We start from the raw sequence: 14,961 nt of genomic DNA, 5'->3' as shown, positions 1-14,961 counted from the left end.
GCTACGGTCCTGTCTTCTGTGAACCGTGCCGGGGCGGTGGTCCGCCAAAGCGGCGGAGGAAATGTGCGGTGATCGGTGCTTCCGCGAGCCGTGGCACCCAGTGTCACGTGGCGTGGTAGCACCGACTCCGAGGCGTGCCCGGCGGCCCGCTCAATGCCCGCATACGACGTACTGCCCAGGTACGGCGCAAGGAACACGGAGTGGCGCGGGAGGCTCCCGGAAGAATGTCTGTCCCGGACGGGGACACGAGGCACCTCGCCATGGTGGGGTCGGGTGCAGACTTGAGATTAACACTACCGGATCCAACAAACATTCCCCCTCTCCAAATCCGGCAACCGTGTGTCAGGTCGCAAGCGGCAGCACGCTCGCTCCCTGGACATCCAGGTCGAGCCGGTTGGCGGCCCAGCCCTCACCCGCGAGGTGGGACACCTTGTCGGCGCTGTCGGCGTCGGCGAGGGCCATGACGGTGGGCCCGGCGCCCGAGATCACGGCCGGGATGCCGTCGGCCCGCAGCCGTTCCACCAGCGCGGCGCTCTCCGGCATGGCCGGGGCGCGGTACTCCTGGTGGAGGCGGTCCTCGGTGGCGGGCAGCAGCAGCTCGGGGCGCCTGGTCAGGGCCTCGACGAGCAGGGCGGCGCGGCCCGCGTTGGCGGCGGCGTCGACGTGCGGCACGGTGCGCGGGAGCAGGCCGCGCGCGGTCTCGGTCAGGACCGGCTTTCCGGGCACGAAAACCACCGGAACGATGGAATCGTGCGGGTCCATCCTGATGGCCCGGGCGGTGCCGCCCTCCATCCAGGACAGGGTGAAGCCGCCGAGCAGACAGGCGGCCACGTTGTCCGGGTGGCCCTCGATCTCGGTGGCCAGCTCCAGCAGCGCGGCGTCGTCCAGACGGGCCTCGCCGCCTATCGTCACCGCGCGGGCGGCCACGATGCCGGCGCAGATGGCGGCTGAGGAGGAACCGAGGCCCCGGCCGTGCGGGATGCGGTTGGCGCACACGATCTCCAGGCCGCGGGGCTGTCCGCCCAGCAGATCGAAGGCGGTGCGCAGGGAACGGACGAGAAGGTGACTCTCGTCCCGCGGCAGGGTCTCGCTGCCCTCACCCGCGATGTCGATATGCAGCCCGGAGTCGGCCACCCGGACGACCACGTCGTCGTAGAGCCCCAGCCCGAGGCCCAGGGCGTCGAAGCCCGGACCGAGATTGGCGCTGGTGGCGGGGACGCGCACCCGGACGGCGGCGGCGCGGAACGCTGGACCGGCCATCGCTCGAAGACTCTCCTTGAGCTGCGTGGCGGTCGAATGGCCTCGAGGGACTCGGTGGACATTCGACCGATGTTCGGTGGATATCCGATGACGTACGACAGACCCGTCGGGCCGCGGAGACGGCGCGGCGCCGTGCCATGCGCGAGGGCATGGGCGAAGGCGGGTTCAGTACAGCCTATCGAAGGAAGGTTCTGTGGCGACATAGGGCGCACAGAAGGCGCACGATGCGTGTCGTAAGCCCTCTGTGCACCCTGTCAGGGATTCCCGGACCGGGGGCGCTCAGCCGAGGCCGAGGCGCTCGGCCGCGGTGGCCGCGTCGACCGGGACGGTGACCGGCTGCGGGGCGCCGGCGACGGCCCAGTCGGGGTCCTTCAGGCCGTTGCCGGTGACGGTGCACACGATGCGCTGGCCCGGGTCGACCTTGCCCTGCTCGGCCGCCTTGAGCAGACCGGCCACGGAGGCGGCGGAGGCGGGCTCCACGAAGACGCCCTCCTGCGCGGCCAACAGACGGTAGGCGCGCAGGATTTCACGGTCCGTCACCTCGTCGATGGCACCGCCCGACTCGTCGCGCGCGGCCAGCGCGTACTGCCAGGAGGCCGGGTTGCCGATGCGGATGGCGGTGGCGATGGTCGACGGGTCCTTGACGACCTCGCCGCGCACGATCGGGGCACTGCCGGACGCCTGGAAACCCCACATGCGAGGGGTCCTGGTGGAGATGCCGTCGGCGGCGTACTCCTTGTAGCCCTTCCAGTAGGCGGTGATGTTGCCCGCGTTGCCGACCGGGAGGACGTGGATGTCGGGCGCGTCGCCGAGCATGTCCACGATCTCGAAGGCCGCCGTCTTCTGGCCCTCGATACGCACCGGATTGACCGAATTCACCAGCGCGACGGGGTAGTTCTCGCTCAGCGCGCGCGCCAGGGTGAGGCAGTCGTCGAAGTTGCCGTCGACCTGGAGGATCTTCGCGCCGTGCACGAGCGCCTGGCCCATCTTGCCGAGGGCGATCTTGCCCTGCGGCACCAGGACGGCCGACACCATGCCCGCCCGCACCGCGTACGCGGCGGCGGAGGCGGAGGTGTTGCCGGTGGAGGCGCAGATGACGGCCTTCGCCCCCTCCTCCTTGGCCTTGCTGATGGCCATGGTCATGCCGCGGTCCTTGAAGGAGCCGGTGGGGTTGGCGCCCTCCACCTTGAGGTGGACCTCACAGCCCGTGCGCTCGGAGAGCACCTGCGCGGGCACGAGGGGCGTGCCGCCCTCGCGGAGCGTCACGACCGGCGTGGTGTCGGATACCGGCAGCCTGTCCCGGTACTCCTCGATGATTCCGCGCCACTGGTGGGTCATTGCTGGTTACTCTCCTTCAACCCGCATGATGCTGGCGACACCCCGCACGGTGTCGAGCTTGCGCAGTGCCTCGACGGTCCCGGACAGGGAGGCGTCGGAGGCCCGGTGGGTGACGACGACGAGGGAGGCCTCGCCGTCCTTGCCCTGCTGCCGAACGGTGTCGATCGACACGCCGTGTTCGGCGAAGACGGTGGCGACCTGGGCGAGCACACCCGGTTTGTCGGCCACGTCGAGGCTGATGTGGTACCGGGTGACGACCTGCCCCATCGGGGAGACGGTGAGGTCGGCGTAGGCCGACTCGCCCGGCCCGGTGGCCCCGCTCAGCCGGTTCCGGCAGACCGCGACCAGGTCGCCCAGCACGGCCGAGGCGGTGGGCGAACCGCCGGCGCCGGGCCCGTAGAACATCAGCTGCCCGGCCGCGTCGGACTCGACGAAGACGGCGTTGTACGCGCCGCGGACGGAGGCGAGCGGGTGGGTGAGCGGGATCATCGCGGGGTGCACGCGCGCGGTGACGGACGTACCGTCCGCGGAGCGCTCGCAGATGGCGAGCAGCTTGATGGTGCAGCCCATCTCCTTGGCGGAGCGGAAGTCGGCGGCGGTGACCTCGGTCATGCCCTCGCGGTAGACGTCGTCCAGGCGCACGCGCGTGTGGAAGGCGATGCCGGCGAGGATGGCGGCTTTGGCGGCGGCGTCGAAGCCCTCGACGTCGGCGGTCGGGTCGGCCTCGGCGTACCCCAGGGCGGTGGCCTCGTCGAGCGCCTCCTGGTACCCGGCGCCGGTCGAGTCCATCTTGTCGAGGATGAAGTTGGTGGTGCCGTTGACGATGCCGAGCACCCGGTTGACCTTGTCGCCGGCGAGCGACTCACGCAGCGGGCGGATCAGCGGGATGGCACCGGCGACGGCGGCCTCGTAGTAGAGGTCCCGGCCGTGCTCCCCGGCGGCGGCGTGCAGGGCGGCCCCGTCCTGGGCGAGCAGGGCCTTGTTGGCGGAGACGACGGAGGCACCGTGCTCGAAGGCGGTGGTGATGAGCGTCCGGGCCGGCTCGATCCCGCCGATGACCTCGACCACCACGTCGATGTCCCCGCGTTTGACGAGGGCGGTGGCGTCGGTGGTGACCAGGCTCGGGTCGATGCCCTCCCGGACCTTCGAGGGCCGGCGTACCGCGACACCCGCCAGCTCCACGGGCGCGCCGATCCTGGCGGCGAGGTCGTCGGCGTGCGTCGTCATGATGCGCGCCACCTCTGAGCCGACAACCCCACAGCCCAGCAGCGCCACCTTCAGCGGACGCGTACGCATCATCCGACCTCGTTTCCTCATACCGTCTACGGTTGGACCAGTCTCACTCACCGGACGGCAGTTTCTACCCTTCGTCCGGATCGTGAGACATCTATTTCATTTGTACGGGGGCGGAAGACCGTAGATCTTCCGCCACCGGGTTCTTGCGGTGTGCCGTCACCCGACGTCGAGACGCAGCAGGTCTTCTTCCGTCTCCCGCCGGACGATCACCCGGGCCGCGCCGTCCTGTACGGCGACCACGGGCGGCCGGAGCACGTGGTTGTAGTTGCTGGCCATGGACCGGCAGTACGCGCCGGTGGCCGGTACGGCGACGAGGTCACCGGGCGCCAGGTCGGCCGGCAGGAACGCGTCCTTGACCACGATGTCCCCGCTCTCGCAGTGCTTGCCCACGACCCGGGCGAGCATCGGCTCGGCGTCGGAGGCGCGGGAGACCAGCGCGACGCTGTACTCGGCGTCGTAGAGCGCGGTCCGGATGTTGTCCGACATGCCGCCGTCGACGGAGACGTACGTGCGCAGCCCGTCGAGCGGCTTGACCGTGCCGACCTCGTACAGGGTGAAGGCGGTGGGACCGACGATGGCGCGCCCCGGCTCGACGGAGATCCGCGGCGTCCGCAGCCGGGCGCCCTCGCACTCCCGGGTGACGATCTCGGTGAGCGCCTTGGCGATCTCGTGCGGCTCACGGGGATCGTCGCCGCTGGTGTAAGCGATGCCGAGGCCGCCGCCGAGGTCGATCTCGGGCAGCTCGACCCCGTGCTCGTCCCGGATGTCCTTCAGCAGTCCGACGACCCGGTGGGCGGCGACCTCGAACCCGGACATGTCGAAGATCTGCGACCCGATGTGCGAGTGGATCCCGATCAGCTCAAGACCGTCGAGCTGCAGGGCCCGCCGCACCGCCTCGGCGGCCTGCCCGCCGGCGAGCGGGATCCCGAACTTCTGGTCCTCGTGGGCGGTGGCGATGAACTCGTGGGTGTGCGCCTCCACCCCCACGGTGATCCGGATCTGGACCCTCTGCCGCTTCCCGAGCTCCTGGGCGGTGTGCGCGACCCGCACGATCTCCTGGAAGGAGTCGAGCACGATCCGCCCGACACCCGCCTCTATGGCACGGCGGATCTCCTCGACGGACTTGTTGTTGCCGTGGAAGGCGATGCGGTCGGCGGGCATGCCGGCGGAGAGCGCGGTGGCCAGCTCGCCGCCGGAGCAGACGTCCAGGTTGAGCCCCTCCTCGTTCAGCCACCGCACGACGGCCCGGGAGAGGAAGGCCTTCCCGGCGTAGAAGACGTCGGCGTCCGGACCGAAGGCGGTGCGCCAGGCACGCGCACGGGCCCGGAAGTCGGTCTCGTCGAGGACGTAGGCCGGGGTGCCGAACTCCTCGGCGAGCCGGGTGACGGGGACGCCGCCGACGCTGACCACACCGTCGTCGCCGCGCGTGACGGTCTGGGCCCACACCTTCTGGTCGAGGGCGTTGAGGTCGGCGGGCGGCGCGGAGTAGTGCCCCTCGGGCAGGACGTCGGCGTGGCGGGGCCCGGCGGGATGGGCGGAACGGCTCATGACGTGGCTCTCAGACTCTCTGTCTCTCCGGGGCTCATCGCTCGGGGCCCTCAGAGGTGTTCGGGTGCATCGATGCCGAGCAGGGACAGGCCACCGGCCAGCACCGTCCCGGCGGCTTCGGCGAGGGCCAGCCGGGCACGGTGGGCGGCCGAGGGTTTCTCCTCGCCGACAGGAAGCACGCAGGGCAGCAGGGGCAGCACGGCATCGGCGACGGTGACGAGATGCCGGGCGAGCCGGTCCGGGGCACGGTGGGTGGCGGCCGCGGAGAGGATGCGGGGGTGGTCGGCGAGGGGGGTGAGAAGGGCCCGGGCGTCGTCCACGGGGCCGGGTTCGGCGTCGAACCCCAGGCGGGCGGCGTTGCGTCCGAGGGCGCGGACCCGGGCGTGGGCGTACCGCACCCGGAACAGGGGATTGCCCTCCCGCTGGACCAGATGGTCGGCGGTGATCCGGGGCCGGTCGTGCGCGGCGGGGCGGAGCAGGGCCCAGCGGGCGGCGTCGGGTCCGAGCGGGGCGGGGTCCTCCGGGGCGGGCACGGGCCGCAGGTTGACGGGCTCGCCGTGCTCGACGGTGGCCCGCCCGCCCTGGGTCGCCACGAGCCGTACGACGGCGTCGGCGACGACCTCGGCCCGCACCTCGTACGGCACCCGCAGCGCGACGACCTGCCCCGCGAGGGCGTCGCCGTGCCCGTACCGGGCGCCCTTACGCCGGATCTCCCGCACCAGGCCGACAACGGGATCGACCTGCGCGTCTAGGCTGATGTTGAGGAACCCCGGCCCGGTGACGACGACGTCCCGGATCCCGTGGGCATCGGCGAGCCGGGCCCGCACGATCTCGGCCACCCGCCGCGCCGGCTGCCCGGCCGGCCGGGCGAGCTGCAACGCGATGGTGGTGGCGAAGTCCCCGCACCCCCCGGGCCCCGGCTCACTCACCACGACCCGCTCCGGCACGGTCACCTTCAGCTCCCCGTCATCGACAGCACGACGCACCGCGCGCAGCACGGTACGGGACAGCTCGACGGGGGTCACGGGACAAGGGTAGTGGGGGAGGGGGGTGGGGGTGCGAGGTGGTTGGGGCGGGGGTGGGGGGTGGGTGGGGACGGGGGGTGTGTTGGGGGGTGCTTTTGCCGTGTTGGGGGGCGGTCGCTTTTGCTGTGGGGGTGGGTGTCTGGGGGGTGGGGTGGGGGGGAGCCGGTCGTGGGGGTGAGCCGGTTGTGGGGGTGAGCCGGTCGTGGGGCGCGGGTCGGTGGGGTGGGGGCGGGTCGTTGGGGGTTGGCCGGGGCGGTCGGGTGGGGGTGCGGGCTGGATATGGCGGGGCAGGGGGTGGCGTGCGAGCCGGGGGTGTGGGAGCGGGTCGGCGAGCGTTGCCGGGAGGTGGCTGCGGGGCTGTGGTCGCGTGCCGGGCTGTATCCGTGTTTGCGCGGCGGGCGGTACCTGCTGGTTCGGCGGGCGGTACCTGTGTTCGCGCGGCGGGCTGCGTCTGAGGATCTGCGTCGGGCTCGCTGACCGGGCGGGACCCTGACTCCGCGCCTGGGCGGGACTCCGGCCCTCTGACTGGGCGAGACCCCGACTCCGTTGCCGGGCGGCGCGTACTGACCGGGCGAGACTCCACGGCCGGGCGAGATCCCGCCCCCGTCCCCTGGCGGCGTCTACTGACCGGGCGAGACTCCGTGACCGGGCGAGACCCCGACCCCGTGCCCTGGCGGCGTCTACTGACTGGGCGAGACTCCGTGACCGGGCGAGACCCCGACCCCGTGCCCGGGGGAGCCGCCGTCACCGTCGATCTCCCCGTCACCACCCCCACCGCCTTGACCTCCCCCACCCCGGCCTCCTCCGCCGGGATCTCCGTCGCCGTCTCCCCCGCGCGCCTCTCCCTCAGGCCCCTCATGCCCCCCACGCCTCTGACGCCCTTCATGCCCCTTCCCGGCGCGCCGCTCGATGAGGTCCTTCACGAGTTGGACCAGCTCGGCCGGTTCGAAGGGTTTGGCGAGAAAGGCGTCCACGCCGACATCGAGACCGGTCTCGACCTCGTACTGCGTACACGCGCTGATGATGGCGAGGGGCAGGTGGTGCGTACGGGGATCGGCCCGGAGCCGGGCGGCGGTGCGGAGCCCGTCCAGCCGGGGCATGACGACGTCGAGCGTCACGACATCGGGCTGCACCTGGTGCACGACGTCCAGGCACTCGGCACCATCGGCCGCGGTCACGACCTCCAGCCCTTCCAGCTCGAGGTTGACCCTGATCAGCTGCCGGATGACCTTGTTGTCGTCCACAACAAGCACCCGGCCCGGAGCGCCTGGCACAACTCGAGAGTAGGTCCGCGGCGGCCACCGCGTCCGGGTTTTCCCCACTTCCACCCCCTACAGGGCACCACCCGGGGAAACGGGTTCCTGATCACCCCGCCGGACCTGCTAGTGTTCTACCCGTCGCCGCGAGCGAGAGCTCAGCGCCCGACACGCCCCCGTAGCTCAGGGGATAGAGCAACGGCCTCCGGAGCCGTGTGCGCAGGTTCGAATCCTGCCGGGGGCACCCAGCATGAGGTGCCCAAAGACCCCGTCACCAGCGGAAACGCTGAGGCCGGGGTCTTCGCGTATGTGCAGGCGTATGCGGCCCGGAGCGGCCGTATGCCGGGGTCTGTGGACTATTCGTGGACAGGAACTGAGCATTTCTGCCCAGGTCACAGTGGCTATTTTGAAGCGGACGCAGGCCGGCGTGCCGGTCACGCTCCAGATCCGCGGCGCCGAATACGCTGCGCCTGACTGCCACACCGGGGCGACTCTTCACGTCGATCCGGAGGGCACAGCCGCCGCATGCACGAAGGGGTGTGGCATGAGGTCTCCAGGCGTACACCTGCGCGAGATCACCGACGACAACCGGGATGCCGTTCGTGCCCTCCGTGTCCGACGCGAACAGAAGCGGTTCGTCGCCTCCGTGTCCAAGTCGCTCAAGCAGGCAGCACAGCACCCGGAGGCCAACCCCTGGTACCGCGGGGTGTACATCGGCGACGAGCCAGTCGGCTTCGTGATGCTGTCGTGGAAGCCGCCGGCTGGTCCCTACAAAGGACGGCACTTCATCTGGCGCCTCCTCATCGACAAGCGGCACCAGAGGCGAGGGATCGGCCGAGAGACCCTCACGCAAATTGCCGCTCTCGTTCGCGCGGACGGCGCCACCGAGCTACTGACCAGCTACGATCCCGGCGACGGCGAACCGTGGCCCTTCTACCAGAAGTTCGGATTCGAGCCCACCGGTGATATCGACGACGGCGAGATCGTTCTGCGCCTCACCTTCCCCGTTCAGTAAGCTCACATGGGAAACCGAAGACAGTTCCCGGTAGTCACCTGACTAAGAATTTGCGGCCGACGCCCTTCGACCGGGAGGCGACGAAGCCCCTGGCCCACACTCGGACCAGGGGCTAATGGCTATGCGCCTCGTCACTCGTATTCGCGCAGCAACTCTTCGATCTTGCGGTTGGCGATTTCCTGCCGTCCATCAATGCACTTGGCGTAGCGGCTCAGCAGCACCTCAACACTGTTGCCCGCACGTTCAGCCACTTCGGTCGGGTCCACCCCGGAGTTGAGCCACGTCGACAGCGCCGAGTGTCGGAGGTCGTACGGCCGCGCAGCGAGCGGCGAGGCGACGGCAGCCGGCTGGAGCCCGAGCGCCCGAGCCTCCTGCCACACGCGGTAGTACGTGGACGAGCCGACCACTCCCCCGCGTTCGTTGGTGAACAGCCGCCCGTCCTCGGCAGTCCCGAACGTATCGATGTGCTGCCGGAGGGTAGAGACGAGCTGGGGCGGGATCGGTACGAGCCGGACCTCCTCCGCCGGCCGGTTCTTCAGGCCACGGTCATCGTGGGTCTCGCCGGAGTCGTTCCACTGCTTGCCGACACTGGGACGCGTCCGGTTCAGCAGTGCCGTCCCCCAGCCGGCCTCAGGCAGCTTCAGGTCCGCATTCGTAAGGCCGACGGCCTCAGCCGGACGCAGGGCGCCGTAGTACATGCAGGCGAACAGGCCAACGAGTCGACGGCCACGCGCCCGGCCATACCCACCGACGTACGAGACCGCAGTCAGCAGGGACCGAGCCTGCTCGGGATTGGCGACCACCCGAGGATCAACTTCCCCAGCAACCTTCGGCTTCTTCCATCGAATGCCCGTGATCGGGTTCTCTTTGAACTCCCCGAGGTCTACTGCATAGTGCAGCGCGTTGACGAGTGTTCGCCGCTTGCGCCGAACGGTCTCCGCGGCTGCCGCAGTCCCGTCGAGCTTCAGCTTGAGGGAGTCCAGGACTGCCCGGCCGATCGCAGCATCACCGAGGTCCGATAGCGGGCGCGAGGCCTTAGCCACCCAGTAGAGAGTGTTCGCGATCTCGCCGGGCAGTTCGCGATCGTTTGGGCCGGGGAGGACGAAGGCCCAGTTACGAAGCGCCTTCCTGATCAGTTCCTCCGGCGGCTGGCCCGGGCGATCATCGAGAAGAGCCATCGTCACTGCGGTCAGCGCCTCATTGATCCCGTTACGCGTGTTGGGAGCCGCATGCGGCCACTTCATAGCGAGATACTTCAGAGCAAAGGCATACCAGCTCAGGGAGGCTGCTTTTTCGACCATCGAGTCTGGCAGCCCTGTGGCCGTGTCGAACTCTTCGCCCCCATGAGCGGCACGGAGAAGCTTCGAACGGTAGTGGTCCGCGAGCCCCTTGGTACGGAACTGTTCGGAAAACACGCTTCCGGCCACAGTCCATCGAACATCGAAGGACGACTTCTTAGTGTTCCTCTTCCGAACGCCCCAGACCTTGACATCAAGAGACTTCACGCAGCCGCCTCCAATTCCCGAAGCCACGCGGTGAAGTCGCTGCGCCAGACCCGAAGCTCACCGTTGGGGAGCTTGAAAGCGGCTGGTCCCAACCCCAGCTCACGCCAGCGGTAGAACGTCCGGCGAGAAACGCCGCCCAGTTCGTCCAAGACTTGGCGAACGGTCATCAGCTCATCGCGGCGGGTGTCCATGTCGACTCTCCTTCCGTTCCAGGGGCGGGTTCGAGGGATGCGGTGAGCCAGGCTTCGGCGCGGGAGAGGCCGGTACCGGCGAAGACCCAGTGGGCGAGGACGAGCGTGGTTTCGCCGTCCTGCGGGACGGCCGGAGCCGTCTGGGCTCGGCGCCATTCGGCGCGGGCGTCGCGGAGGGCGCCGAGGGTGGTGGAGTAGCGGCGGGACTTGGTGGAGAAGTGGCCGCGGAAGCCGAGCATGTGCGCCCATGCACGGAGGCGGAGGTCTGCCAGCTCGGGGCGGGCGCCGAGGGTCCAGGCGGTGCGGATCAGGCGTCGGGCGTGGTCGGTGATCCGGGCTTGGGCCAGTTCGGCGAGGAACCGGATCGGCCGGTCGAGGGTGCCGGTCGCGGTTTCGGCTCCCTTGGTGGCGTACTTGGCGATGTATGCCGCGACGGCTCGCTCGGTCAGCTCCTGGCCGTCGTTGAAGTCGGCGGAGCGGATCGGGCGGACGTCGAGCTGGCGGCCGAAGACGAACGCGTGCGCCCGGCCGTCGATCTCCGGTCCGTCGACGCGTGCGGCAGCGGCAGCCGCGCGGATGGCGTCGGTCAGCAGCTCGGTGGTGGCCCAGGCCGGTGGAGGCGTGTCGCCGCCTTCCGGGCCGTCGAGGCGGATGACGGCGTGGAAGTGGACGGCGCCCCGCTTCTGGTACTCGGCGACCTTGGCGAACGAGATCCGGGCGTGCTCGCGGAAGTGGCGTTGGGTGAGGCCGGCGCGCTTGGCGACCTCGCGGCGGAGGTAGATCGAGAAGCGCCGCCAGAGGGCTCCGGCGTGCGCGTTCCAGAGCACGGCCGCTTCGTAGTCGTAGGTGTCCGGGTCGAGAGGCGAGCCCAGGGCGGGATCCGCTTCCTCGTGCCGGAGGCCGCAGCGGCAGTCCCGACCGCCGGAGGGGCGGTTGTGGACCGGTCCGAAGCCGGGGGCGGTGAAGGTGGCGAAGACACGGGGGTGTGTGCCGACCTGTTCCGGTGTGCCCTTGCCGCCCCGCAGACCGGCGGTGATCAGGTGGAAGGTGTCGCGGCGGTAGGTCTCCGCGCAGGCCGCACAACGGGTGGCGCGGCGGTTGTTGCAACGGACGAGGAGCTGACCGGCGGGCAGGGCGCTGGAATCGAGATGGTGCAGGAGGTTGCCGATCTCGCCGGTCGTGGTGTCGACCTGGTACTCGGAGCGGTGGCCGTCGAGGCGGACGGGGTTGGTGCAGCCACCCAGGCCGGAGAGTTGGCGTGCCAGCTCGGGCATGGTGCCGAGTGAGGCCAGCATGGAGAGTTCCGCCAGCGGCGGCGGAGTCTGCCGGGTGATGATGGGACTTCCTTTCGGCTGTTTCGGCGGTCGGGAGGGACGGCCCCGGGGCGACGGGATGCTTGGCGGCTTGTTGTCGCCCCGGTGGCCGGTCAGCGCTTGTGCGCGTTGCTGACGAGGGAGCGCAGGACCACGGCGGCGATGGCGACGGAGACGGCCGAGATGGCGACCGCGGCCAGGAGCGCGGTCAGCACGATGCCGACGACGACCACGGCGGCGACGGCTCCGGCGCCGATCCCCACGTACGGGGCGACCGGACGGCCGGCGGAGGGAGCCGGAGCCTGGATCTGCTGAGGCGTGGGGATCGTGGTCGGCAGGCTCGGGACGTCGGGGAGCTTGGGGCGGAGCATGGTGGACCTCCTTGTCACTTGTGGGTGCCGTTGACGACGTCGACTCCGGAGCGGGTACCGGACTCGATGGCGGGGGCGAGGAAGGTGTGGGAGAGCCAGAAGCCGAACAGGGCGATCACGACGGCGACCCAGAGGCGGACGCCGAGGAACTTGATCGCGGCCCAGGCGATGACGCCCAGGACGAAGACGAGCGGGAGCGAGACGGTCACAGGGGTCTCCTCAGCGGACGGCGCAGCGGTGGGTACGGGCGGCCAATTCGGCGGCGGCACGGCTGTCGTAGTCGGTCGAGAAGCCGCAGCGCGGGGCCGTACAGGCGGCGGTGTGCTTCTCGCGGCCCCGGCCGTCGTAGTACGTGCCGACCTGGACAGGGCCGATACGGATCACGTTGCGGAAGCGGCGGTTAGCGGCCATCAGCGGGCCTCCATGTCGGTGTCGCCGGTGAAGTCGGTGACGTGCTCGGCGAGCCAGCGCAAGATCTCGTCGCCCTCGTAGCTGTCGGCGGTGAGGATCACCGGTTCGGCGATCAGTACGGCTTCGGTTAGGCGGTTCTGGCGGGTCAGCTCGACGGCGCGTTTCAGCGCGCGGAGCGTGGACGGGCGCATGAGGGGTGGTTCCTCCGTGGTCAGGTGAGCTGTGCGGCGATGGCTTCAGCGAGTGGCAACGGGACGCCTAGCCGGGCGCGAAGGGTCGGGGTGTCGATGGCAGATCCGGTCCGCGTGCGGTGCTCGTCAGCGACCTTGCGAGCCAGGGCGACGAGGGCGGGCGGGACAGGGGCCGTCGAGGTCGGAGCCGGTTCGGTTTCCTTGGCGGGCAGTGCAGGGACTGAGGGGGCCGTATGGGGCGGGGTGGCTTCCTGAAGCGGCTCTTCGTCCGGCTTGTTGGAGCCGTGGACGAGCAGGGTTCCGCCGAGGAAGGCGACGGCCGGCCACCCGGCGACGAGGATGCGAAGCCAAGCCGGTACGTCGCCCAGGTCAAGGAGCCCGGCCGTGGCTACGTTGGCTCCGAGCGACGCGGTCAGTGCGACGACGAACCAGCACCAGGCCGCCGCTCTCGTTCCGCCGGAACGGAGCCGTCGCCAGGCAGCGACCAGGAGCAGGTCCACGCTGATCGGGTAGGCCCACGCCTTCCAACCGGCCTGTCCGGCAGCGGCAGCCAGGTCATGGAGGTGGGCGAAGGACAGGGCACCGGCGATGACTGCCTGGACCAAAACAGCGTCCACACGCACGGCGGGGCGGGCCATCTCTCTCCCTTCTTCGGGCATGGCGGGGGTAGGGACGTGGCGCGGGACGGCTGCGCCAGCCGTGAGATGGGTTCGGTTACTCGGTGACCGGCTTGGTGGTGGCGACTGGCCCCGAGAGCCCCGCGGGCGCAGGCGGGACGTACGGCCGGAAGGGCTTGAGCGCTGCTACGTCGGGGGCGATGTGCGCAGTTCGCCGACAAGCGGCCGCAGCGTCGGCGAGAGACAGATACGGAGTGCGAATGCGGGACCAGCCGCCGGAGGTGTCACCGGCCACGGCCAGGCCGGGGCTTTCTGCGGCGATGGCGCAGGCGGCGAGGGCTGCCTCAGGGGCGATGTCGCCCAGCGCCATCTTGGCGGACGCTTCGTCGTTGACTCGATGGCAGACGCGTCCGGTGAGCTGTGCGCGGAGCATGGTCGCGCCCTTGCCGAGTTCGGCGCCGAAGCGCTGTCCGCACACCTCCAGGTAGATCCCGGCAGCGCGGCCGAGCTGGGCGAGGCGGATGAGCTGGGTGACCATCTCGTCCCGCCGTTCCTCCTCCTTCCGCGTGGCGACGAGGAAGAGTTCGGCCACCTCGTCGATGAACAGGACGATGGGAGCGGGGCGCTCGCTCTCGGGCAGGCCCCAGACGTCCGAGGTGATCAGCTCATCCGGCGTGCCGGGCGTGATGCCCTGTCGGGTCTTGATCAGGTCATAGCGGTCCTCCATTTCCTTCACGAGCACGGGCAGCAGCTCGGCCGCCTGCTCCGGATCGGTTGCCAGGGCGGAAAGCCGGGCGGCGAACGGCGACAGCTCGACCCCGCGCTTGCAGTCGATGCCGACCAGGACCACGGGCTGAGCCGCCAGCTCGGTGAGCAGATTCCGCAGGTACATGGACTTGCCGGACAGCGTGGCGCCGAGGACGAGTTCGTGCGGTACGGCGCGGTAGTCGCGTAAGAAAGCGGTCGCGTCCTCTCGCAAAGCCACCGGCACTCGCAGCAGCCCGCCATCGACCCGACGGGGCATCCGGACCTTCCGCAGGACATCGAAACCGACGAGTCGCAGTTCGACGACACCGGGTTTGATGTCCCGGACGTACACGGCGTGCACGCCCCAGGCGTGCCGGAGCCGTTCAGCCGAAGCCGCCACATCCGCCGGCTCCTGCCCCGGTGCCAGCCGCAGCCGAACCCGCAGGCCCGTCGAGGTGGGCCGGATAAGACCCCGGCGGGGCGGCACGGGCCGGACCTCACGGCGAGTCGTCGCCTTGACGGCCAGCGCCCGCCATCGGGACGGTTCAACGGTCAGGCCGCAGGCGTCCATGGTCGAGGAGTACGAGGCCAGCAGCCGGGCCACCGAGACCGGAAGGCCGACTGTGGACCAGTACGCGGCCGGATGGGCGTGCCGGGCGTAGGCCGCGCCGCCAAACCCGCCTGAGCCATCGGGAAGGCGCCCGGCGTCACCGCGGTGGCCCGGTAGGCGATGCCGTGACGCTGCTGGCCGTTGAACACGCTTTCCCAGGGGGCGTCCTTGGCGATCTCACCGGTCTGTCGGTCGCGCACCTTGGGGGCCGGGGCTTCGGTCAGCAGGATCGTGGCGGCCGAAGCGTCAATGCGGATCACACGCACA

15 protein-coding genes, 1 tRNA gene and 2 pseudogenes are annotated in these 14,961 nt (G+C 70.3%); 2 read left to right on the top strand and 16 right to left on the bottom strand.

All coding sequences use genetic code 11. The annotated features are described in order from the left end of the window. Positions 1-342 precede the first annotated feature (342 nt). The 6 genes from thrB to S1361_RS26445 form a co-directional block, all read right to left on the bottom strand. On the bottom strand, positions 343-1,260 hold the full coding sequence (gene thrB / locus S1361_RS26470; protein WP_208034423.1) for a homoserine kinase: 918 nt from the start codon (positions 1,258-1,260) through the stop codon (positions 343-345). A 279-nt stretch (positions 1,261-1,539) separates the two neighbouring features. Beyond that, complete coding sequence (gene thrC, locus S1361_RS26465) at positions 1,540-2,598, bottom strand: threonine synthase (protein WP_208034421.1); 1,059 nt, start codon at positions 2,596-2,598, stop codon at positions 1,540-1,542. Positions 2,599-2,604: 6 nt separating this feature from the next. Then, positions 2,605-3,894 (bottom strand): homoserine dehydrogenase, encoded by a 1,290-nt coding sequence (locus S1361_RS26460; protein ID WP_208036778.1) that lies wholly within the window; start codon positions 3,892-3,894, stop codon positions 2,605-2,607. Between the two features lie 156 nt (positions 3,895-4,050). Next, positions 4,051-5,442, bottom strand: a complete 1,392-nt coding sequence (lysA, locus tag S1361_RS26455) for a diaminopimelate decarboxylase (protein WP_208034418.1) — start codon at positions 5,440-5,442, stop codon at positions 4,051-4,053. Between the two features lie 50 nt (positions 5,443-5,492). After that, entirely contained in the window at positions 5,493-6,467 is a 975-nt protein-coding gene (nrtL, locus tag S1361_RS26450; protein WP_208034416.1) for an ArgS-related anticodon-binding protein NrtL, read from the bottom strand. Between the two features lie 680 nt (positions 6,468-7,147). Next, positions 7,148-7,741 carry a response regulator gene (locus tag S1361_RS26445; RefSeq protein ID WP_243769307.1) on the bottom strand — a complete coding sequence of 198 codons (594 nt, stop codon included), beginning with the start codon at positions 7,739-7,741 and terminating at the stop codon, positions 7,148-7,150. 154 nt (positions 7,742-7,895) lie between these two features. Here S1361_RS26445 and S1361_RS26440 point away from each other — a divergent pair. Both S1361_RS26440 and S1361_RS26435 read left to right on the top strand, forming a co-directional pair. Beyond that, positions 7,896-7,967: transfer RNA gene (locus S1361_RS26440), tRNA-Arg, on the top strand. Positions 7,968-8,129: 162 nt separating this feature from the next. Further along, positions 8,130-8,738 carry a GNAT family N-acetyltransferase gene (locus S1361_RS26435; RefSeq protein WP_208034412.1) on the top strand — a complete coding sequence of 203 codons (609 nt, stop codon included), beginning with the start codon at positions 8,130-8,132 and terminating at the stop codon, positions 8,736-8,738. Between the two features lie 131 nt (positions 8,739-8,869). Here S1361_RS26435 and S1361_RS26430 read toward each other — a convergent pair whose 3' ends face one another. The 10 genes and pseudogenes from S1361_RS26430 to S1361_RS26385 form a co-directional block, all read right to left on the bottom strand. Next, entirely contained in the window at positions 8,870-10,243 is a 1,374-nt protein-coding gene (locus tag S1361_RS26430; protein WP_208034410.1) for a tyrosine-type recombinase/integrase, read from the bottom strand. After that, entirely contained in the window at positions 10,240-10,434 is a 195-nt protein-coding gene (locus tag S1361_RS26425; protein WP_208034401.1) for a helix-turn-helix transcriptional regulator, read from the bottom strand. The genes S1361_RS26430 and S1361_RS26425 overlap by 4 nt, the downstream gene beginning before the upstream one ends. Next, positions 10,410-11,729 carry a replication initiator gene (locus S1361_RS26420; protein WP_208034399.1) on the bottom strand — a complete coding sequence of 440 codons (1,320 nt, stop codon included), beginning with the start codon at positions 11,727-11,729 and terminating at the stop codon, positions 10,410-10,412. Before S1361_RS26420 ends, S1361_RS26425 begins: the two co-directional genes overlap by 25 nt. Before the next feature lie 131 nt (positions 11,730-11,860). Next, entirely contained in the window at positions 11,861-12,118 is a 258-nt protein-coding gene (locus S1361_RS26415) for a SpdD protein (RefSeq protein ID WP_208034398.1), read from the bottom strand. A gap of 14 nt (positions 12,119-12,132) precedes the next feature. Next, positions 12,133-12,327 (bottom strand): hypothetical protein, encoded by a 195-nt coding sequence (locus tag S1361_RS26410; protein WP_053708303.1) that lies wholly within the window; start codon positions 12,325-12,327, stop codon positions 12,133-12,135. Between the two features lie 10 nt (positions 12,328-12,337). Next, complete coding sequence (locus tag S1361_RS26405) at positions 12,338-12,529, bottom strand: mobile element transfer protein (protein WP_208034397.1); 192 nt, start codon at positions 12,527-12,529, stop codon at positions 12,338-12,340. Next, positions 12,529-12,720, bottom strand: a complete 192-nt coding sequence (locus tag S1361_RS26400) for an RING finger protein (RefSeq protein WP_208034392.1) — start codon at positions 12,718-12,720, stop codon at positions 12,529-12,531. The genes S1361_RS26405 and S1361_RS26400 overlap by 1 nt, the downstream gene beginning before the upstream one ends. A gap of 20 nt (positions 12,721-12,740) precedes the next feature. Continuing rightward, the gene (locus S1361_RS26395; RefSeq protein ID WP_208034390.1) at positions 12,741-13,358 is read right to left on the bottom strand and encodes a DUF2637 domain-containing protein; all 618 of its coding nucleotides are present in this window, start codon (positions 13,356-13,358) and stop codon (positions 12,741-12,743) included. Between the two features lie 76 nt (positions 13,359-13,434). After that, positions 13,435-14,757: pseudogene (locus S1361_RS26390) on the bottom strand (FtsK/SpoIIIE domain-containing protein); the annotation flags it as partial. Next, positions 14,754-14,960: pseudogene (locus S1361_RS26385) on the bottom strand (SCO3933 family regulatory protein); the annotation flags it as partial. The pseudogenes S1361_RS26385 and S1361_RS26390, both read right to left, overlap by 4 nt. Position 14,961: the final 1 nt, after the last annotated feature.

The sequence above is a fragment of the Streptomyces cyanogenus genome, assembly GCF_017526105.1.
Taxonomy (GTDB): Bacteria; Actinomycetota; Actinomycetes; order Streptomycetales; family Streptomycetaceae; genus Streptomyces; species Streptomyces cyanogenus.
The sequence above is the reverse complement of the archived record's forward strand: the minus strand, read 5'-3'. Positions and strand labels throughout refer to the sequence as shown.

Bases quoted from the DNA above. Each gene is read 5' to 3' on its own strand.
- thrB (WP_208034423.1), bottom strand. From the start codon at position 1,260: ATGGCCGGTCCAGCGTTCCGCGCCGCCGCCGTCCGGGTGCGCGTCCCC.
- thrC (WP_208034421.1), bottom strand. From the start codon at position 2,598: ATGACCCACCAGTGGCGCGGAATCATCGAGGAGTACCGGGACAGGCTG.
- S1361_RS26460 (WP_208036778.1), bottom strand. From the start codon at position 3,894: ATGCGTACGCGTCCGCTGAAGGTGGCGCTGCTGGGCTGTGGGGTTGTC.
- lysA (WP_208034418.1), bottom strand. From the start codon at position 5,442: ATGAGCCGTTCCGCCCATCCCGCCGGGCCCCGCCACGCCGACGTCCTG.
- S1361_RS26425 (WP_208034401.1), bottom strand. From the start codon at position 10,434: ATGGACACCCGCCGCGATGAGCTGATGACCGTTCGCCAAGTCTTGGAC.
- S1361_RS26420 (WP_208034399.1), bottom strand. From the start codon at position 11,729: ATGCTGGCCTCACTCGGCACCATGCCCGAGCTGGCACGCCAACTCTCC.
- S1361_RS26415 (WP_208034398.1), bottom strand. From the start codon at position 12,118: ATGCTCCGCCCCAAGCTCCCCGACGTCCCGAGCCTGCCGACCACGATC.
- S1361_RS26405 (WP_208034397.1), bottom strand. From the start codon at position 12,529: ATGGCCGCTAACCGCCGCTTCCGCAACGTGATCCGTATCGGCCCTGTC.
- S1361_RS26400 (WP_208034392.1), bottom strand. From the start codon at position 12,720: ATGCGCCCGTCCACGCTCCGCGCGCTGAAACGCGCCGTCGAGCTGACC.
- S1361_RS26395 (WP_208034390.1), bottom strand. From the start codon at position 13,358: ATGGCCCGCCCCGCCGTGCGTGTGGACGCTGTTTTGGTCCAGGCAGTC.